We start from the raw sequence: 19,895 nt of genomic DNA, 5'->3' as shown, positions 1-19,895 counted from the left end.
ACCCCCCTAAAAATTTAATTCATATAATATGTTTTTAATTGTATCTTTGATATAGGTAGCGGCCGACCGTGGTGCGATCTTGCCCGGAAGTCCTAAAGCATGAATGGCTTTTATTCCGTACTGCTTACATGCAGCAAAATCCACTCCACCAGGGGCGGAAGCTATATCAATTATCAGTGTGTCTTTATGAATGTATCTTATAAGGTTTCCGTCCAGTATCTTTGCAGGTACGGTATTAATAATAAGATCTGGATACGTCATGAAATTTTGAAGCTGGGAAAGGGGAAGCGTATTCATCCCCCGTGCCCTTATCCAGGCATAATCCGATGGTTTTCGTGCCTCAACCCATACGTTGGCCCCCATACTTTTAAGAAGAGAGGAAACAATCCTGCCTATTCTGCCGTATCCCAGCACCAGACATAGGCTCTCATTTATGGTGATAGGCATCTCTCTCAAGGCTATTTCCACCGTCCCCTCAGCAGTGGCAATGGCATTCAGCACAGCAAATTCCTCTCTGTCCATGAGGTCAAATATGCGGATACCATACTCATCTATCTTGTTATGCACATCAGCAGATATGCTGCCCGCAAATAATGGTATATTTTTTGGAATGGCATTTAAAAACTCATCGATAAGAAGTGGCTTTCCTGACTCAATAAATATGTTTTTGCCATCCTTAGAAAAAGGGATTGGCCCTATGCATATATTCACATCCTGAAGCGCATCGGTTATACTGGGAAAGGAAAATATAAAATCACTCTCTTTAGAAACGTGCACACCATAAGTGCTGACATAGGTACCATCGCTGGCATACAATGCAGCAAGCTCAGATAATCTTTTATCGCCACCTACAACTGCTATCCTTTTAAGGCTCATTGGGAACCCACCTCCTGTAACTAATTTCATATTATGGCTTCCCACATCAATTGTGTATGTCCATCCGCATAATCTGGGTATTTCATTTTTTGCCTGTAAGGAATATAATAGTTAATGTAATGTCAATTGAGAGGAGGGATATATGGGGGTAATTGTCACGGTTGCAACTATTTTTATAAAAGGGGGGGATAAGTAGATAAGACTGATAAAAAAACTAATAAAGCGCCTGGGCCTTACATGGCTTACGAGGTCAGGGTTTATCGAGTTATAGGCGGGTGCCCTGCGGCAAACCACTGCCGTTAAAGGTCCGACAAAACCTGTGGAAACGCAGGCACAAACCGGGCCAGGTGGTCCAATATTTCAAGGGAGAGATAGAAAATGTGCGGCATTGTTGGATATATTGGCGAAAAGGATGTCACTGATATTTTGATTTCCGGTCTTAAAAGACTTGAGTATAGAGGATATGATTCCGCAGGTGTTGCGGTATACGATGGTGAAAATATAAATGTTGTTAAGACGAAAGGCAGGCTTTCAGTCCTTGAGGAAAAGGTAATGGATACCCCTCTCAAAGGGAAAGTGGGCATAGGGCATACCCGGTGGGCCACCCACGGAGAGCCTTCCGATATAAATGCTCATCCCCATCTAAATAAGGATGGAAGCCTTGCTGTCGTCCACAATGGCATAATTGAAAATTATTTAGAGCTGAAAAATTGGCTCAAGGGATTGGGCTATGAATTTATTTCTGACACCGATACAGAGGTAATATCCCATCTCTTAGACTACTACTATGAAGGGGATGTGCTGCAAGCAGTTTTAAAGCTTGTCTCAAGAATTGAAGGCTCGTATGCGTTGGGTGTATTGTCTAAAAATGAGCCTGATAAAATAGTGGCAGTCAGAAAGGATAGCCCGCTCATTGTTGGTCTGGGAGAAGGCGAAAACCTAATAGCCTCTGACATACCAGCCCTTTTACCATACACCAGGAATGTGGTGATAATGGCAGACAGGGATATAGCTGTTCTGACAAAGGATAGGGTCACTTTCTATGACTACTATGGCAGAGAGATAGAGAAACCCGTCACTCATATAGACTGGGACATCAGTGCCGCTGAAAAGGGCGGATACAGGCATTTCATGTTAAAAGAGATAAACGAACAGCCAAGGGCTATAAGGGACACCCTTAGGGGAAGGATAACAGAGGATGGTTTCCATCTCGATGACATCAGTCTTGATGAGGGATATATAAAGGGCCTCAAAAGTATACAGATTGTGGCCTGCGGCACGGCATATCATGCTGGTCTCGTAGCAAAAGAATTCTATGAAAGGTATATAAAGATACCTACAGTAACGGATATAGCATCGGAATTCCGCTACAGAGACCCATTGGTAGATAAAAATGTCCTCACCATAGTAATAAGCCAGTCAGGTGAGACAGCCGACACCATAGCTGCAATAAGAGAGGCTAAAAGCAAAGGTTCAAAGGTGTTTGCCATAACCAATGTCCTCGGCAGTACCGTAGCCAGAGAGTCCGACTATGTGCTGTACACATGGGCCGGGCCTGAGATAGCTGTGGCATCCACAAAAGCATATATAACCCAGCTTGCAGCACTATACATGCTGGGCGGATATATAGGACTCAAGAGAGGCACCTTGGATATGAAGTTTGTGAGGGAACTACAGGCGGAGCTCACTGCCATCCCGGATAAGGTTCAGAAGATACTGGACGAGCAGGACAGGATACAGAGGATAGCCGATGAACACTATAACGTAAAGGATGTCTTCTATCTTGGTCGAGGCCTTGACTATGCAGTCTCTATGGAAGGCTCGCTAAAACTTAAAGAGGTATCCTATATACACTCCGAAGCCTACCCAGCAGGAGAACTCAAACATGGTACCCTTGCCCTTGTGGAAGACGGCACACTGATAATAGCCGTAGCCACCCAGAAGGCCCTGTATGAAAAGACGCTAAGCAATATAGAAGAGACAAAGACCAGAGGGGGCTATATCATCACCGTCACTAAAGGCGACAATGAAATATTTAATGACGCCTCCGACGAAATGATAATGCTCCCCACGGCAAGCGACTACATCATGCCCATCATCACCGTAGTACCGCTTCAGCTCCTTGCATATTACATGGCAGTAGCAAGAGGCTGCGATGTAGATAAGCCAAGAAACCTTGCTAAGAGCGTAACAGTAGAATAAATAAAATCAGAGATGCAATTGTTGTTGTTGTATAACCCCAAAAAACTCGTGTCACGAATAAAAAAGTCGTGTTAAAAATAAAAAAGTCATGTTAAAAGTCATGGTGAAAATAGGGTAGAAAACCTTATTGTAGCCATGATTTTTGTTTTAGGATGAGTAGGGTTAAGGTATAGGGGATAAGGGTGAACATATTGATTTTAAAGGATTTGAAGGGAGTATTGATGAAAGATATTGATTAAAACTTTCCCCTTTTCCCTTAAAACTTTTCCCTATTCCTGACACGACTTTTTTATCTAAAATGAGGCTAAAAATAGGAAGAAAATAGGAGATAGGAGCAAGGAAATAGGGTGATTTTTGACATGACTTTTTTATCTGGAAAGAAATAGGAAAATGGGGTTAAGGCGAGAAGGGGCAAGGGCTTGAGGGGGGTGGAGGTTTGACATGAGTTTTTTATGTGTATACATAGTTAGGATTAAGTTTTATTCTAAAAAGGGTTAAGAGATAAGAAGGAAAATAAAAAAGTTGTGTCAGAGATAAAAAACTTATGTTAAAAATAATAAAGTCGTGTCAAATAGATAATAAAGTTATGTTAAGATTTTAATCGCATAATTATAGTTAAAGGTTAAAAGCCCATTTCTTCTAATGATAGAAGAATAATTACAATATACTATCAAAAGGAGCAAAACTTGTTTAATTGAAAACGAAGTTATGTTATATTAAGGTCATAATAGTATTATATGGCGAAATAATTTACTTCAGAATTGGTCAGAAGGGTGGAAACATTTGATGCAAACTATCAATTTTAATTTAGTAAATGGTTATAGGGTTAAATCCCTTTGCACAGATGATTGCAAGATTGTTGAGAAATTATGTGAGAAATGTTCTGATTATTATATTTTGCATGATGGGGTGTTACCGTCTATAGAAGATGTAAATGGAATATTCATGGTTTTGCCTCCAAATAAAAGTTATGGAGATAAATTTGTTTTAGGAATATTCACGTTTGATAATAAATTAGTAGGTATAGTTGATATTGTAAGAGACTTTCCAACTGTTGGAGAGTGGATGCTTGGACTAATGCTTATTGACCCAGATGAAAGAGGTAGAGGAATAGGAAAAATTGTACATAAAGTATTAAGTGAATGGGCAATTAATTTAGGTGCAAAATCTTTTAGAATAGGTGTAATTCAAGAAAACTATAAGGGAATTAAATTTTGGTCTGGTTTAGGATACAGAAAGATTAATGAAGTTGATATGGAATTTACAGCAAAGACTCATATAGTAAATGTTATGAGATTGAAGTTTTGTGATTAAATTTATAAAGATTAAAATTAGTTCGCCTTCTTCATTTTTTGTGTCTAAACTGTATTATTATACGGAATAAAATCTTCATAAAAAATACTGCTAATAATGATATACATATATATGAGTACGATGATTAAACCTTCGAGGTGAGTATAGATGAAAATACTGAACTTAATTTGTAAAAGGACAAATTGTTATCTCCTTGAATCCAGTTGCGGTTGGATAATGATAGATACTGATTTTCCTGGTACTCTTTATCGGCTTATGAACTTATTGAATCAGCATAATATCAAAATAAGTTATATCAAATATTTAATTGTAACACATTTCCATCCGGACCATGCTGGGATTGCTCAAGACTTAAAGAATTTAGGAGTAAGATTAATTTTACATGAATGTCAGGTTGCTTTTGTAGACAATTTAAACAACTTTTACAAAAAGAATAATCAATTTAATTTTACAGATAATCTACCTGAGGGTAATATCGTAATTTCCAGCAAAGAAAGTAGAGACTTCCTCAAAAGTATTGGAATAGAAGGGGAAATAATCCAAACGCCTGGTCATACAGATGATAGCATAAGCCTCATTATTGATGGATGTTGTGCATTCACAGGCGACCTTCCGGAATTCAGTCTTATGGAAGCCTATAACGACCAAACAATCAAAAACAGTTGGAAATTAATAAAGGATTATAAAATAACAAAAATATTTCCAGGTCATGGAAACCCGTACACAATAATTTAGTGTACACCGATATTGATAGTAAGATATTTTGGCTAAAAGAAAGGTTAATTAAAGTGGTTTTGTGGGGAATCTTCATCAGCGCTTTTTTAATAGGCTTTTCAGGAGCATTGATGCCTGGGCCTATGTTGGGGGTCACAATTGACGGCAGTCTTAAAAAAGGGTGGACAGCAGGCCCTTTGACAGTATTAGGACATGGAATCCTGGAACTTATATTAATTGTCATCATGACATTCGGGCTTAAAGATTTCTTCTCTAATCCGACAGTTGCAGGATTTATCGGATTATTTGGCGGGGCTTTTCTTGCATGGATGGGGTATGGAATGATAAAGTCCGGCATAAATAAGTCAGTTTCTCTGGAGAACCAAAGAGCAGGAAATAGCGCAGGAAAGAGAAATCTTGTATTGGCAGGAGCACTTGTAAGCGCTACTAATCCTTACTTCATTCTCTGGTGGGCATCAACAGGGATGGAATCAATACGCCAGTCTTATACTTCAGGTTTAATTGGTGTATTTTTCTTTTTCATCGGACATGTTTTATCCGACTTTGTGTAGTATTCAGCAATTTCTACGGCATTTTCCAGAGGGAAGAAACTGATAAGTGATACTGTATATCGCTGGACTATTTTATTGTTAGGCATATTTATTATAGTATTTTCAATCTATTTTGTCGGCAGCGGCTGGAAAATGCTTCGAACCTGATGATATAATTTCAAGGTGGACCTGATGAAAAAAATGCTATTACCTCGTAATAGATTTAAAATTTAAACTGGAGGTCAAACTCTATGAAATCAATGCTTTTTGAAATTAACAAGAAAAGATGGTTGACGCTATTTTTAGTAGCATTATCAGCAACAATATTTAGATTGATACTGCAGGCTTTTATTCCTTCAAGCGGTAATAATCCTTTTCCTCCGAGTGCAATCGTCAAAGCAGGATTATTAATCCCCTCTTTTACGATTTATGCACTAATAACCTATTTTTTATTAGCGGTAGTATTCGTCATAATACAGGGTCGTCTACCAGGAACAAAGATTAAAAAAGGTTTAATGTTCGGTTTTTTATTCTGCATGATGTGGTGTATATACTTATTTGAGCCTTTACCTCACGTTTCAAGCACATCACTGACCGAACTTTTTGCTTATCCAATAGTGGATGGAATATCACTTGTATTTTTAGGATTGCTGTTAGGAAAATTTGTTGCTGTAGATTCCCAATTGTCAGGGAAAGTATACATTAATCTTAACATTGTACCGTTAATGGCAATACCTGTATGCTTCCTGGTACTGAGAGTATTTTGTTATAGTATAGTTCATATTTATTCCTCTTTTACTACCAATCCGTTAGGAACAATGATATGGGCAGTTGCATCAGGTATCTGGATAGGGGTTTTGTATTTATTTCTCAGACAAGGCATTAAGATAGAATCTCCGATGGTGAAATCACTATTTTTTGGCATTATAGTCTTTGGAATTAACCTTTTTCTTTTCAATTTTTTCATTACTTTGGTGTTCGAATCAGATATTGCTGATTTAATCATAAGAACTATGGCAGACATCATATCTGTAACGATAGGAGTCTATATTTATGAGGAAGTTTATTCCCTCATGATTTTGGCTCGCAGCAAATAGCAAGTATTCAGAAAATGCAAATAGTTAATATCGATGTAAAATAGAAGGATTTCATTGGTTATATTTTATTACACATTATTTATTAAATTCGAAGCAAGAAATATACATATAAGACAAAAAATGATTTATCGTATTTATTTCGGGGGAAATATAAAATGACAAATGAAATATTAAATAAATCCTGTTGTAGAGGTAAAATAGAATCATCTCATAAAATAGAGGATGACAATACATGTCCTGTGTGTAAAACACCAGGAGTAAAAGTAAAAAATATTACAGTAAAGCATTTGGTAGATGATACGCTGACAGAATTGGTCACAGATACAGATTATTATATATGCATGAATGAAGAATGTGATATTGTTTATTATAATCCAGAATCAGGTGTTGAGTTTAATAAGCAGCAAGTGAAAGTGCCTATATGGTTTAAAAAAGACGCTAATCCCAAATATGCCTGCTACTGCAGCAAGGTTACAGAGGAACAAGTAATAAATGCCGTAATAAAAAATGGTGCAAAAACCGTTAAAGATATTATAGAAATTACAGGGGCGATGAAAAACAGCCAATGTGAAAAGAATAACCCCTTAGGGAAATGCTGTCATAAAATAATTCAGAAGGCCATAGATAAAGGGCTATCCATGAAATAAGTGCAGTTAATATTTAGTACTGCATTTTTTATATATTGCTATATATTGCGGCTTGTAAACTTTAGGGAGGAAAAAGGCATATGGGAATTGATATGCATGAAGAAGCAAGAAAAATAGGTCAGTTAACAGGAGAAATGTCTTGTACACTGCAAATTGTAAAGAAATTAAAAGGAATGGGTTTTTGCTTTACAGTATTGGAAACTTTAATTTTTAATGGTGTGCAAATTGATAAAGGTTTTGATGAGCGGCTTGATATATTTTACAGAATAAATCTTTGTATTGAAAATAGTGAAGATAGTATTAATGATACTTTTATAGATTGTTACTATAGAAATATTGATGATTTGAAGAAGGGCATGGGGAATTATATTGGATAAAGCACTCTTAGACGTTAGGATGAATGAAACATATGCTACTCTTTACACGTCAAATAAAAATATAACTGTGAAATAGCACGGATATAAGCATTTTATATTATAATTAAAGAATAGAATAATTTTAATGAGAATAAAGCGGAAGGAGTTTAATTTAAAATGGAAAAGCAGTTTGAGTGTTTAAGGTGTAAAGAGCAAATGAAGTATCTGAAAGAATACCGCTTTGATTCCCAGGATAATAATAGGGGAATATTGGGAGCCTTATTTGATATTGAAGAGCATTTGACTTTTGACGTATATGTCTGCCCTAAATGCAGGCATACAGAGTTTTTCTTTACAGGTGCAAGGGAAGGCTTTGATGAATGGAATGACTGGTAAAGTAATTCTTTAATGTTATGTAATGTTTATTTCATGTGTTTATGGTGCAGGGGGGAAGGGTGATGGGGAAATACTCGTTAATAAAATTTATATCAGAGTTGTTGATGGGCTTAGGATTTATCTTTACAATTAGTCCGATAATTTTATATTGTTTTATTCATGGCAATTATGAAAGATATATTTGGATTATAAATGGACCATATCCATTCAGCCATTTTGGCAGCGGACCATTTCAGTTGTTTATGTACTTAAGCCTGCTTATAGTTGGGGCAGCATTGATTGTTATTTCAATGATGATAAAAAGAGTGAAGAAAAAAAGTGAGAATAAACAGGAAGGGTGAAGATAATGAACTGCACAGAATTGGCTTTGAAAGAATTTCTGGTCAGAGCAAAAAGGAATACATATGCTGGAGATGGGGTTCCTTCTGTATCTTCAAGACCGAACTCAAAGGATTTACATTATGGTGAAGGGGATTTACTATACATAGACTCTTACTTCGGGAGCGTTGATTTTATTGGTGAAGAAGTGGTATTTGAAAATCAAAAGCCCATATGGGGAATGAATTATTATGGGAAAATGCTCATTGATGAAATTCCGCCAGGATTCAGCAAATGCTTGAAAAGTGCATTAAAGACAGTTCCTGTTGAAAACCCATTCAGAGGACCTGCTTTATTTGAACAGAATGGGTTTGTTTATAAATGTTCATGGCAGGGAGATATATCTGAGTTTAATGGGAATGAAGCAATATACTTTGATGGTATTGAAATATATAGATTGTCTTTTCATGGCGGATATATAAAATAATAGTAATATTATTCAATATTTTTACATACACCGTAAACACAAACTTTTTATGGAGGCATTATCCAAAACCGATGCTTGAGATAATAAGTTGCAGCAGAAGAACGGATATTCCTGCGTTTTATTATGATTGGCTTCAGGAATGTCTGAAAAATAAATATGTAATGGTAAAAAATCCTTACAATAAGTCAACATACATGGTGGATTTATCTCCTGAAAGGGTGCATTCCATATGCCTGTGGTCAAAGTCGTTTGCCAATGTACTTAAAAACCCTGGATATTTGTCGCTGTATAATTTGTTTTTTATTATGAAAAGCAAGATGAAAATACTGCATAGACATGGCAGAAATTTTGGAGAAAATGTACAAATCAGACCCAAAAATATGGTTATTTAGGCAGGATTTTAGGTCCCAAATGGTATATTGTAGATAATATAAAAGATAAAGTGATTATCGTTTCGCCGTTAAATCCAGGGCCAGTACATGACTATAATAGTGTAGTTCAGGCTGTTGTGCATGAATATGTTCATACGGTAATTTATCAGATAAATAAAAAAACGCCAAAATTTTTAAATGAAGGGTTGGCAGGTTATTTATCAGGTAATACTAAACCAAATTATCCTTTGGAAAATGTACCTGATATAGAAGATACAAAGATAAGTAATCCAATTAAATTTGGTAACAAAGGACTTTATGCTTTTTCTTATACATATATAGAATTTCTCGATAAGAATTATGGTATGAAGAAAATTATGGATTTAATAAAAAATCCTTCAGCATATGAAGAAATATTTGGCATATCTGAAGAAGATATATATAAACAGTGGACCCAATATATCAAAGATAATTATTGAAATACACTTTTTATTGTATTTGAGGATATTTATGTTTATAGAGAATAATCCTGAGGATAAGGTTTATAGAGATTTAATTGATTTGGCTTTTGATACCTGTGATGAGTTCAGTTTAGTAGTAAGACGTGATATGGATATATCAGACAATATGAATAATGTTCTCGAAAAATTAAAGCCATTTTTAAAAGAAGTAAAAGAACAGTTTGAATGGCCTGGAACAATAACTTTGTGTGAACAACCAGCATTAGTATACTATTATAGTACTTGATAACAACGCTAAAGAAATATTAAAGCAAACATCAAATTCCTTGCATGAGTGGCTTCAACCGAACCTGCCAGAGGATTTATGTTTTATAAAAAATTCTAAGCCGTGGTTAATAAATACTTCACATGAAAGGTTAAGTTATATTTTAACAGAAGACAAAGAAAATATTGACCGAATTATAAAAATCAAAGGCTTAAAAATAAAATTATAGTAAATTTTTTTGTGCTTATCTCAATAGATGGGTAGAATTCAAATGCAGGGATAAAGAATGTGAATTTTGCAAAAGCAGACCTGTTAGACTTAGCCTGTAGTTTACTGAAAAAGAAAGGGTAGGAAATATTACAACTGAAAAGCCAACCTCAAAGATTTGTAAAAATATTTTTTACAAACCGTATCTTTTTTACACTTTTGGTGTATAATAAAGTAGGAGGTGTAAAAAATGAGCATGGAATTATTATTTGAGAATAGAAAACTAATTGGCAAAAATATATTGAATATCATTAAAGACAATGGATATACAAAGTCTTCCTTCTCAAGGCTTACTAATATTTCAAGGCCTACTTTAGATAAACTAATCAAAGGAGAAGTCGACAGCCTCGCTACATTTAAAACTCATATTCAAAAGATTTTAGAAAGTCAGGATATGAATGAAGAACAACTACTAAACTATGTTCCAAAATATAAGACGAAAAAGGAACTAGTTTTTGCACTGTCTGACAATGCTCCAGAGAATCATGCCCTGAACCCTAAGGCTCAAGAGATGTTTGGTATTTTAGAGGATATAGTTCATATGTATGAACTGTATTACAATTAAGAAGGTGCAGATTATGTCGGAATTAATAACGAGTAAGAACCTTGAGCAGGTTATTGAAAAAAATAAACTTATTAAAGATGATATATTAAGATTAGCAAATGATTTTACAGTCAGGTTTAATAAGTCGGGAGTAACGGGGCAGGATAAACTGTCTTTTTCGGTATTAAAAGAGAATCATTTAATTCAGATTCCCATCGATGATGAGTATTGGGGCGGGGCTATTATTACAAAGGGAAATATTAAAATACCAGTTATCAATACTGCCCAGCCCCGTGTTTATCAATATTTTGTTGCATGGCATGAAATATACCATCTGCTCTACGACCTCAATTTAAGGGAGGAGACCCATAATATTGCCGTTGATATGGATTTAAATGAGAGAAGAGCAGACTATTTTGCTGCAAAAATGATTTTTGGCAATGTGTATGACTGCTACTATTCATTAGACGATGAAGATTTTATCGACAGAGTTATAAAATGCATGGATGTATATAAGGCACCATATAAGGCAGTACTGATAGAACTATTTGAAGAAGCCGTTACAAAATATAATGATTTGGATTTAAAAGAAAAAATTCTTGAGCATTTTGATAATAAACCTGATGACTTAGTGCAGAAATTTATAGATTTGGAATTGGATGCAGAGTTAGTAAAACCCTCATATGTTGTAAGTTTGGGGGGATTAGAGAAAAAGATACAAAACGCTATGAAAGAGAACCCAGATGTTTCCCATCATAAAGATAACTATCAGTTTCTACTTACGCTAAAGAATAGAATCAAAAAAGGAGTGGAGGAGCTTGCCAAATGAAAGGAGAAGGCATAAATGACTTAAAAAAATACCTTTCCACGGGCAAGTCTCTCAAAGTTTGTATCCTGGATAATAACTCAATTGAATTTTTAACCTGGGTACGAAAAAGAATTGGTCTTGAAAAGATATTTGAGCAATATGATATGATTCTTATCCAAATAATTTTTGAAAGCAATAGGTTGCAATATGCAAGATATTTGAGCAATATGATATGATTCTTATCCCCCAATGGGTATGGACTGAGGTTTGTGATAGCGAAAATAGAAAAAGTTACATAAATGATTTAAAATATTATTCGAAGGTCCAAATTATAGATGAAGTTGATTGTTTAACATTGGTGGATTACAAAGAAGCAGAATTATACTATCTGTTCCTGTACTGCTGTTACAATGTGAGCAGGCTTGTTAGTTTTATCAAGAAAAACATCTTAAAAAATAGACCTGTAGAGGATTTAGACCCTTATGAGGAATGGCTTGGTGTATTTTATAAAGAGGGACTAGACCAAAAGAAACTTTCAAACGGCAGAATCCAAAGGAAAAATGCAGGAGAGATTTCAATCGCCATTTTAAGTTACATCCTTTCCTATTTATAGTCAAGAAAACACTATATCTCATAAAATAACCACAAAATTGTTTAGTATATAAACTGGAAATTAATTCGAAAATAGGGTATAATTTAAACGTTTGAATAATTTTTAGGAGGAATATAAATAGTGAAAAGATCATTAAAGTTAATAAGTGCTATTCTATTATTTGGTATTATAATTGCTGTATTTTTATACATACAAATAAATAAACCTTATTCTGAAATAATTAATTTGAATTGGTCTATTAAACTGCCAGACTCATATAAAGTAATCTACTCCACAGATAGTGGGGCAAGTTTTCATGGCGATGGACAGAGATACCATATATTTGAATATAAGAATGAAAATAAAATTAGCCAGACTTTAAACTGGATAAATGCAAAAAATGCTGCAGTGGAATCAGAAATAAATGAAGTTCTTAATAATTTGAATGTCACGAAAGAAAATATGCCTGATTATGGTAAAGAATACAAATATTATATTAGAACCAAAGAAGATTCGTCAAAAATATATTTAATTTTTGCTGCTGATACAAGAAAACTCTATATAATTGAAGACATATATTGAGATTTAGCAGTCTGTTAATTGTAAATTTACCAAAAACGTAGTGGCATGGAAACGGGATTATACCCTTGAATATGTTAATAGAGAAAAATCGATTATTTAAAGGGAGTTGGTTTTATGTCAAAAGGAATAAGAGTTAAACCAAGTAAGCCAGCATCATTGTTCGGTATGATAGTAGGTATTGTTTTTGTGTTTATTGGCTTATTTGTAGTAATTCCCAGCGCAGGTCTGTTCGGTATATTCTGGACACTGATTGCAGTTGGTATAACAGGGTTTCAAGCCTATAACTTTTTTGGCGACAAAAGTGTTGCATCATGGGAGATAGACATAGATACTGGCGCCAATGCAGAGACGAATAATCAGTCAACATCTGTAAGTGGTGATTTTGAAACGAAGCTTAGAAAACTGAACAGGCTAAAAGAAGATGGGCTAATTACTGAAGAAGAATTCCAGAAAAAGCGTGAAGAGATTTTACGGGAAAAGTGGTAGAGAAATAAGGTTGTAGATGCTGGATTTTGTTTCATGGATTGATAAATGTGGAATTGCTGAAATAGGAGGATAAAATTGACTATAAATATTAAAAGTGCAAAATTATTGGAGATAAAAGAGTTAAAAGGATTTCAGAATGAACCAGGGGTATTGGAGTATCAGGTTAAAGTTGATTATGATTTTAAAAAACTAATAACAGCAGATGATGGGATCTGGCCAAGGTTTGTTATATTAAAGAAAGAGTCTGAAAAAAGCGGCTGGAGGATGGAAGGTGTTGGTACGGGACCGTGATTAATATACAAAAAAGCAGTTATAGAAAACCTATATACTAAGGCACATGCTATGAGGCATGTGCTTTAGTATAATAACTTAAATAGTGATAAAATATTGTAATATTATTGAGCGTTATAAGCATCTGTCATAAAATAGAATTAATAAAGTTATAAAGGCGGGGACTTTATGGATAAAGAATCTAAAGATGCAAAGAAAATCACCAATGCTGAAAATATTATAGAGGCACATAGAAAAGCAGTAAAATTGGTATCTGTAAACTGGAATGATGTGCAATTAGAAGTACCGATTTTTTATAGTTTGGATGCTGCGATTGCTTATGAAGAAGCCTTTGAAGAAACAAAAAGTTATAGAAAATCATTCTGCACAATGGTTTTGAGGATAATCAACAATAATAAAAAAGTGATTTATCAAGAAGATGAATTCCTTATTCTTGATTTAGATGATATAGAAAGTTTATCTGATAATGATTTGAAAAAGATAGGAGAAGAAATTATATGTAGTTCAGACTATTTAAAGAGATTTGAGGAAGAAGTATCTGAAGAAGCAGATGATTTCTTCAAAAAATTTTATTTGATTCATAAAAAAGAAACAAAAAAGTACAGAGAACATATGGGAAAAATGGTAGAACAAATAAAGCCTAAATTAGATTTTGCTGACTGTTATAAAAACTTATTGCCAGGCATAGAGTTAGCATCAAAAATAAGCAGGATAACAGAAACAGTAAGACTTCCTTTGGTTGATATGACAATGTATCAAAACATTATAGATAATTCAACATTGATGGAATTGGCTGTTACTGCAAGTAAGATGGGAAGTACGATAGATACATATATGAAAGTTATTAATCCAATATACAATAATATAAGCAATGCAATAAAAATGCAGTCGGCTATAGCATCATCTTTAAGTATATTTGATGCAACCATACAAAACTATTGCTATCAAATAAATGCCATAAGGGATATACTACAGCCAAATAATATGGAATATATTAGAAGGGCATTAGAAAGCCAAGAATCACTTAGAAGAGCCATAAATAACAACTTTCAGAGTCATATACAGATTCTTGGAGCAGAACTAAATAATATACTTAACTTCACATATAACGATAAGTTATTCAATTTTGTGAATGTACGGCAAAATATTATTAATAATATAAAACCTTTTTTACTTGAGATACAGACTGCCCTTATTTCAAGAGCAAATATAAAGGAAAGTTTGAAAGAAAAAGCCAAGACTATGCGTCAGTTTGGATGGTGGGTTATTGGTTCTTTACCCATAGATAAAATAAATTACATTTATAAAAATAGAGAAACCTTAAGGCAGGAAGATGTCGATAAAATAGTATGTGATTATTATAAAGCCAGTGATTACAGAGAATTAGAAGAAATAATAAAAGAATGGAACGAACTAGAATATTTCTGTAAGTGGAAAAATAAGATAGGCGATGCTTTTTGTGCTCATAAATCAGGAATGTATTCTTTATCTGTTCCAGTGTGGGCACTGATGCTTGAAGGCATTATACGAGATTTTATGAAGGATGCTTATGATGTATCAGCATATAAATTTAGTTTTTTATATGACAATTTTAAGGAAAAGACAAAAGAATTGGATAGTTTCATTGTTAATTATGTTTTTACCTGCATAGATTCATTTTATATCAGGTTCAATCCTGAAAAGCCAGATGAGGTACATGACTTTAGTAGACATAAGATATTTCATGGACAGGCTTTAAACTATGATAATGAAACAAACTCATTAAAACTGATATTGTATTTAGATGAACTATTCTATATGATATCGTCTTTGAAAAGCCTTAATATTGCGTAAAATAAAGAACTATTTATACATGCCTTTGGAGGAAGGTATGCCGTTTTTTAATATACAAGAAAAGAACTTATAAAAGATTAGGATGTTCTATAAGATGCAATATGTAAAGGAAAATCTAAAAAAATATAGAATATTTAAGTATAGATTGATATAATTTTGCGTGTATATACTGATAAATGACTTAAAGTATCAAAATTGAGAAATAACATTGGAGTGATAAAGTTGATTAACTTTCAAGATAAAGTTAACTTTATATGGAGCATAGCAGAACTTTTAAGAGGCCCCTATAAAAAAGAACAATACGGGGACGTAATACTGCCTATGGCCGTACTCAGGAGGTTTGACTGCGTCCTTGCAGCCACTAAGCAGGAAGTATTAGAAAAGTATGAAGCCTTAAAGAAGTCAGGGCTCCAAAACATGGACCCTGTTTTAAATAGGATATCAAAGCAGGAATTCAATAATACCAGTAAATATGATTTTGAAAAATTATTGGCTGACCCCGATAATATCGCAAACAATTTAAGAAATTATATCAACGGTTTTTCCAAGAATGCCAGGGAAATCATAGAACATTTTGACTTTGACAAGCAGATTACCAAACTTAATGATAATAACCTGCTTTATCTAGTGGTATCAGAATTTAACAAGATAGACTTACATCCAGATGTGGTAAGCAATACCGAAATGGGATACATATTTGAAGAATTGATTAGGAGATTTTCAGAACATGGGGAGGCGGGAGACCACTATACCCCTCGTGAGGTTATCAGGCTTATGGTAAATATTCTCCTGAATGAAGATAACGAGGAATTAACGCAGCCAGGGCTTGTTGTAACTGTCTACGACTGCTGTGCGGGGACGGGAGGCATGCTTTCAGTTGCAGAGCAGTACTTGAAAGAATTAAATCCTGGAATACAGGTTGAACTATTTGGGCAGGAGATAAATCCCCAGTCCTTTAGTATCTGCAAATCCGACATGCTCATAAAAGGACAAAACGCAGATAACATCATTTTAGGCGACAGTTTTACGGAAGATGGACATAGGGGCAGAACCTTTAGGTACATGCTTACCAATCCGCCTTTCGGTGTGGAATGGAAGAAAGCGGAGAAGTTTATCCGTGAAGAATATGAGAAAGAAGGATTCAACGGTAGGTTCGGCGCAGGACTTCCCAGAATATCCGATGGTTCCCTTTTATTTTTACAGCACTTGATATCCAAAATGAAGCAGGACGAAAAAGGCAGCCGTATTGCTATTATCTTCAACGGCTCACCATTGTTTACGGGGGATGCAGGCTCAGGAGAGTCGGAAATCAGGCGCTGGATAATTGAAAATGATATGCTCGAAGGCATTATTGCACTGCCTGACCAGTTATTCTACAACACAGGTATTTCTACTTATATCTGGATAGTAACCAACCGAAAGAATAGCGACCCGATGAGGGGACCTGTAAGGACAGGAAAGATACAGTTGGTCAATGCAGTAGACTTCTATCAGAAAATGAGGAAAAGCCTTGGAAACAAGAGAAATGAAATCACTGAAGAACAGATAAAAGAAATTACAAGAATATACGGTGAATTTAAAGAGAACGAATACTGCAAGATTTTTGATAATGAAGATTTCGGATATCAGAAGATAGTTGTAGAGAGACCTTTAAGGCTTAATTTCCAGGTTACTGAGGAGAGAATTAATAATTTATACAATGAAACAGCCTTTAAAAAACTGGTTGAATCCAGAAAAAAAGGTGCTGCAGGGCTTAAAGAGATAGAAGAAGGGAAAAAACTGCAGCAACAAATAATAGAGACCTTAAAGACAATGGATTCTACTATTCTGTATAAAAACAGAGATGCTTTTACAAAAGCGCTGAGGAAGGCTTTTAAGGACAGTGATATTAAACTGGATAGTACACTTTTAAAGGCTATCCTTTCTGCCCTATCCGAAAAAGATGAAACAGCAGATATTTGTGCGGACAATAAGAGTAATCCAGAGCCAGACCCAGACTTAAGGGATACTGAAAATGTACCTTTGAAAGAAGATATACATGAATATTTTGAACGGGAAGTAAAGCCTCATGTTCCCGATGCCTGGATAGACGAAAGCAAGACTAAAATAGGATATGAAATACCTTTCACAAGGCATTTTTATAAATACCAGCCATTAAGACCTTCTGAAGAGATTATGAAAGAGATTAGAGAATTGGAGCAAAGCATCTTGGAGAAATTGAAGAAGGTGATTGGTGAATGAGTAGGTTTAAGAGGTATGAAAGGTATAAGGATTCAGGGGTTGAGTGGATAGGTGAGATACCAGAACATTGGGAAATAAACAAGTTAAAATATATTTGTTCTGAATCGGCAGTTTATGGTTTAAATGAATCGGCAGAAAATTATGTAGAAGAAGGAGTTAGATTTATTAGAACTACTGACATTGATGATAAAGGAAATTTGGATAGTAATGAGGAAGGGGTGTTCTTGCCCGAAGAAAAAACAAAAGGGTATATTCTAAAAACAGGTGATTTATTAGTATCAAGAAGTGGTTCATTAGGTACATCCTTATACTTTGATGAGAACAAATATGGTAAATGTTCTTATGCAGGATATTTAATTAAATTTCGGGCAAATAGCAAGAACCATCCCAAATTTTTATTTTATTTTAGTAAATCAAATATTTTTTATATACAAATTCAAATGGCTTTAGTATCATCGACTATAAGTAACTTTAATGGCAATAAATATGCTAACATGATATTGACATTGCCAAGTTATAACGAACAAAAAACAATTGCAAATTTCCTAGACCAAAAAACTACTGAAATAGATGGCTTGATTGCTGATAAAGAAAAATTGATTGAACTGCTGCAGGAAAAACGACAGGCGATTATAACCGAAGCCGTTACCAAAGGACTTAATCCGAATGTTAGGATGAAGGATTCAGGGATTGATTGGATAGGAGAAATACCAGAGCACTGGCATGTGAAAAAGATAAAATATCTTGCTTTTCTCAAAAGCGGTGAGAGTATTACTTCAGAAATGATAGAAGAACAAGGTGAATATCCTGTGTATGGAGGAAATGGGTTAAGAGGATATACATCATCATATACTCATGATGGAAATTATGTGCTGATTGGCAGACAAGGGGCTTTATGTGGAAATATAAATTATGCTCAAGGTAAATTTTGGGCTTCCGAACATGCTGTTGTCGTGACTCCATTGGGAGATGTTGATTTAATTTGGTTGGGCGAATTGCTAAGAAGTATGAATCTTAATCAGTATTCAATTTCTGCTGCTCAACCAGGGCTCTCTGTAAGTACTGTACAGAACCTATTTATTCCAGTTCCCCCATATGAAGAGCAGCGTGCAATATCATATTTTTTAAAACAGAATATTGCTGATATTGAGGAAATAATACAAGATACAAGAAAACAGATAATTAAACTAAAAGAATACCGCCAATCCCTTATATCTGAAGCAGTAACGGGTAAAATTGATGTTAGGGATTACAATATTAGCAATTAAATTGGAGTGGGTTATATGGGTGATTTAAAACTTTTTAGAATTAAAAATGGAGTAAAAGAACTTATAGGTACTTCGGTAGCCATCGAAAAGTCTATTCAGACATTAATTGAAAATAATATGGAAGCATTTTTTGGTATTAATTTTCTGGCATCTGAGTATTCTACGGGCAAGAATCATGGCGGACGAATAGATTCTTTGGGCATAGATGAAAATTACTGCCCAGTTATACTGGAATACAAGAGAGCATTAAATGAAAATGTAATAAATCAAGGACTGTTTTATCTTGACTGGCTAATGGACCATAAAGCAGAGTTCAAATTACTCGTAATGGAGAAATTGGGAAAGGATATTGCCGATAAGATTGAATGGTCTATGCCAAGACTTTTATGTATTGCAGGGGATTTTACGAAGTTTGATGAATACGCCGTAAAACAGATTAATAGGAATATAGAACTTATTAGATATAAAAAATATGAGGATGACCTAATTTTGTTTGAACTGGTAAATGCCACTACAGCATCTCAAACAGCAATAGTTTCAGATGATGGTACAACTAAATCAAACATATATAAAACAGTAACAGAGAATCTTCAACAGGCCGATAAGAAATTACAGGATATGTATTATTCAGTAAGAGACTTTATATTAAATCTTGGAGATGACATCCAGGAAAAAGTTTTGAAATACTACATCGCTTTTAAAAAGATACGAAATTTTGCCTGTATAGAAGTTTATCCCAAAAGCAAAACAATACTTATGTATTTGAACATAAATCCTGACGAGGTAGAGTTGAAGGAAGGGTTTACCAGGGATGTAAGAAATATTGGTCATTACGGTACAGGAAACTTAGAGGTTAGGATAAACAGTAAAGATGATTTTGAAAAGGCTAAAGCGCTTATAGCAAAAAGTTATGATGAAAATTAAGTTT

At 34.5% G+C, this 19,895-nt stretch carries 25 protein-coding genes; 24 read left to right on the top strand and 1 reads right to left on the bottom strand.

Annotated features, from left to right (window positions below):
• Positions 1-6: 6 nt before the first annotated feature.
• On the bottom strand, positions 7-876 hold the full coding sequence (gene dpsA / locus FWJ32_RS06375; protein ID WP_162523540.1) for a dipicolinate synthase subunit DpsA: 870 nt from the start codon (positions 874-876) through the stop codon (positions 7-9).
• 378 nt (positions 877-1,254) lie between these two features.
• Between dpsA and glmS the strand changes: the two genes are divergently transcribed.
• From glmS to FWJ32_RS06260, 24 genes are all read left to right on the top strand, one after another.
• Positions 1,255-3,078 (top strand): glutamine--fructose-6-phosphate transaminase (isomerizing), encoded by a 1,824-nt coding sequence (glmS, locus tag FWJ32_RS06370; RefSeq protein ID WP_149545130.1) that lies wholly within the window; start codon positions 1,255-1,257, stop codon positions 3,076-3,078.
• Positions 3,079-3,864: 786 nt separating this feature from the next.
• Positions 3,865-4,392 carry a GNAT family N-acetyltransferase gene (locus FWJ32_RS06365; RefSeq protein ID WP_149545129.1) on the top strand — a complete coding sequence of 176 codons (528 nt, stop codon included), beginning with the start codon at positions 3,865-3,867 and terminating at the stop codon, positions 4,390-4,392.
• A 147-nt stretch (positions 4,393-4,539) separates the two neighbouring features.
• The gene (locus FWJ32_RS06360) at positions 4,540-5,127 is read left to right on the top strand and encodes an MBL fold metallo-hydrolase (RefSeq protein ID WP_149545128.1); all 588 of its coding nucleotides are present in this window, start codon (positions 4,540-4,542) and stop codon (positions 5,125-5,127) included.
• Between the two features lie 53 nt (positions 5,128-5,180).
• The gene (locus FWJ32_RS06355) at positions 5,181-5,678 is read left to right on the top strand and encodes a LysE family transporter (protein WP_203227613.1); all 498 of its coding nucleotides are present in this window, start codon (positions 5,181-5,183) and stop codon (positions 5,676-5,678) included.
• Positions 5,679-5,908: 230 nt separating this feature from the next.
• Positions 5,909-6,754 carry a hypothetical protein gene (locus FWJ32_RS06350; protein WP_149545127.1) on the top strand — a complete coding sequence of 282 codons (846 nt, stop codon included), beginning with the start codon at positions 5,909-5,911 and terminating at the stop codon, positions 6,752-6,754.
• 155 nt (positions 6,755-6,909) lie between these two features.
• A complete protein-coding gene (locus FWJ32_RS06345) occupies positions 6,910-7,401 on the top strand; it encodes a Csac_0668 family 2Fe-2S cluster-binding (seleno)protein (RefSeq protein ID WP_149545126.1) in 492 nt (163 codons plus the stop codon).
• A gap of 80 nt (positions 7,402-7,481) precedes the next feature.
• Positions 7,482-7,778, top strand: coding sequence for a hypothetical protein (locus FWJ32_RS06340; protein ID WP_203227612.1), 297 nt, complete (start codon positions 7,482-7,484; stop codon positions 7,776-7,778).
• Positions 7,779-7,934: 156 nt separating this feature from the next.
• Complete coding sequence (locus tag FWJ32_RS06335; protein ID WP_094549752.1) at positions 7,935-8,153, top strand: zinc ribbon domain-containing protein; 219 nt, start codon at positions 7,935-7,937, stop codon at positions 8,151-8,153.
• Between the two features lie 62 nt (positions 8,154-8,215).
• Positions 8,216-8,494 (top strand): hypothetical protein, encoded by a 279-nt coding sequence (locus FWJ32_RS06330; protein WP_149545125.1) that lies wholly within the window; start codon positions 8,216-8,218, stop codon positions 8,492-8,494.
• A 5-nt stretch (positions 8,495-8,499) separates the two neighbouring features.
• Positions 8,500-8,958 (top strand): DUF5680 domain-containing protein, encoded by a 459-nt coding sequence (locus tag FWJ32_RS06325; protein WP_149545124.1) that lies wholly within the window; start codon positions 8,500-8,502, stop codon positions 8,956-8,958.
• Between the two features lie 71 nt (positions 8,959-9,029).
• Entirely contained in the window at positions 9,030-9,350 is a 321-nt protein-coding gene (locus FWJ32_RS06320; protein ID WP_203227611.1) for a DUF1848 family protein, read from the top strand.
• A 50-nt stretch (positions 9,351-9,400) separates the two neighbouring features.
• Positions 9,401-9,808, top strand: a complete 408-nt coding sequence (locus FWJ32_RS06315; RefSeq protein ID WP_203227610.1) for a gluzincin family metallopeptidase — start codon at positions 9,401-9,403, stop codon at positions 9,806-9,808.
• A gap of 31 nt (positions 9,809-9,839) precedes the next feature.
• Positions 9,840-10,076, top strand: coding sequence for a hypothetical protein (locus FWJ32_RS13470; RefSeq protein WP_203227609.1), 237 nt, complete (start codon positions 9,840-9,842; stop codon positions 10,074-10,076).
• A gap of 436 nt (positions 10,077-10,512) precedes the next feature.
• Positions 10,513-10,887, top strand: coding sequence for a helix-turn-helix domain-containing protein (locus FWJ32_RS06305; RefSeq protein WP_149545123.1), 375 nt, complete (start codon positions 10,513-10,515; stop codon positions 10,885-10,887).
• 13 nt (positions 10,888-10,900) lie between these two features.
• The gene (locus FWJ32_RS06300; protein WP_149545122.1) at positions 10,901-11,695 is read left to right on the top strand and encodes an ImmA/IrrE family metallo-endopeptidase; all 795 of its coding nucleotides are present in this window, start codon (positions 10,901-10,903) and stop codon (positions 11,693-11,695) included.
• The gene (locus FWJ32_RS13605; protein ID WP_238988813.1) at positions 11,692-11,910 is read left to right on the top strand and encodes a hypothetical protein; all 219 of its coding nucleotides are present in this window, start codon (positions 11,692-11,694) and stop codon (positions 11,908-11,910) included. Before FWJ32_RS06300 ends, FWJ32_RS13605 begins: the two co-directional genes overlap by 4 nt.
• Positions 11,907-12,287 (top strand): hypothetical protein, encoded by a 381-nt coding sequence (locus tag FWJ32_RS13600; RefSeq protein WP_238988812.1) that lies wholly within the window; start codon positions 11,907-11,909, stop codon positions 12,285-12,287. The genes FWJ32_RS13605 and FWJ32_RS13600 overlap by 4 nt, the downstream gene beginning before the upstream one ends.
• 120 nt (positions 12,288-12,407) lie before the next feature.
• Positions 12,408-12,848, top strand: a complete 441-nt coding sequence (locus FWJ32_RS06290; protein ID WP_149545121.1) for a hypothetical protein — start codon at positions 12,408-12,410, stop codon at positions 12,846-12,848.
• A 114-nt stretch (positions 12,849-12,962) separates the two neighbouring features.
• Positions 12,963-13,334, top strand: coding sequence for an SHOCT domain-containing protein (locus FWJ32_RS06285; RefSeq protein ID WP_149545120.1), 372 nt, complete (start codon positions 12,963-12,965; stop codon positions 13,332-13,334).
• Positions 13,335-13,409: 75 nt separating this feature from the next.
• The gene (locus FWJ32_RS06280) at positions 13,410-13,625 is read left to right on the top strand and encodes a DUF4829 domain-containing protein (RefSeq protein WP_203227608.1); all 216 of its coding nucleotides are present in this window, start codon (positions 13,410-13,412) and stop codon (positions 13,623-13,625) included.
• A 168-nt stretch (positions 13,626-13,793) separates the two neighbouring features.
• The gene (locus FWJ32_RS06275; protein WP_149545118.1) at positions 13,794-15,458 is read left to right on the top strand and encodes a hypothetical protein; all 1,665 of its coding nucleotides are present in this window, start codon (positions 13,794-13,796) and stop codon (positions 15,456-15,458) included.
• Positions 15,459-15,680: 222 nt separating this feature from the next.
• Entirely contained in the window at positions 15,681-17,699 is a 2,019-nt protein-coding gene (locus tag FWJ32_RS06270) for a type I restriction-modification system subunit M (RefSeq protein WP_149545117.1), read from the top strand.
• The gene (locus FWJ32_RS06265) at positions 17,696-18,967 is read left to right on the top strand and encodes a restriction endonuclease subunit S (RefSeq protein WP_149545116.1); all 1,272 of its coding nucleotides are present in this window, start codon (positions 17,696-17,698) and stop codon (positions 18,965-18,967) included. The genes FWJ32_RS06270 and FWJ32_RS06265 overlap by 4 nt, the downstream gene beginning before the upstream one ends.
• 15 nt (positions 18,968-18,982) lie before the next feature.
• Positions 18,983-19,891 carry a DUF5655 domain-containing protein gene (locus tag FWJ32_RS06260; RefSeq protein ID WP_149545115.1) on the top strand — a complete coding sequence of 303 codons (909 nt, stop codon included), beginning with the start codon at positions 18,983-18,985 and terminating at the stop codon, positions 19,889-19,891.
• The last annotated feature ends 4 nt before the right edge of the window (positions 19,892-19,895 follow it).

This window comes from Calorimonas adulescens (assembly GCF_008274215.1).
Lineage (GTDB): Bacteria > Bacillota > Thermoanaerobacteria > Thermoanaerobacterales > UBA4877 > Calorimonas > Calorimonas adulescens.
The sequence above is the reverse complement of the archived record's forward strand: the minus strand, read 5'-3'. Positions and strand labels throughout refer to the sequence as shown.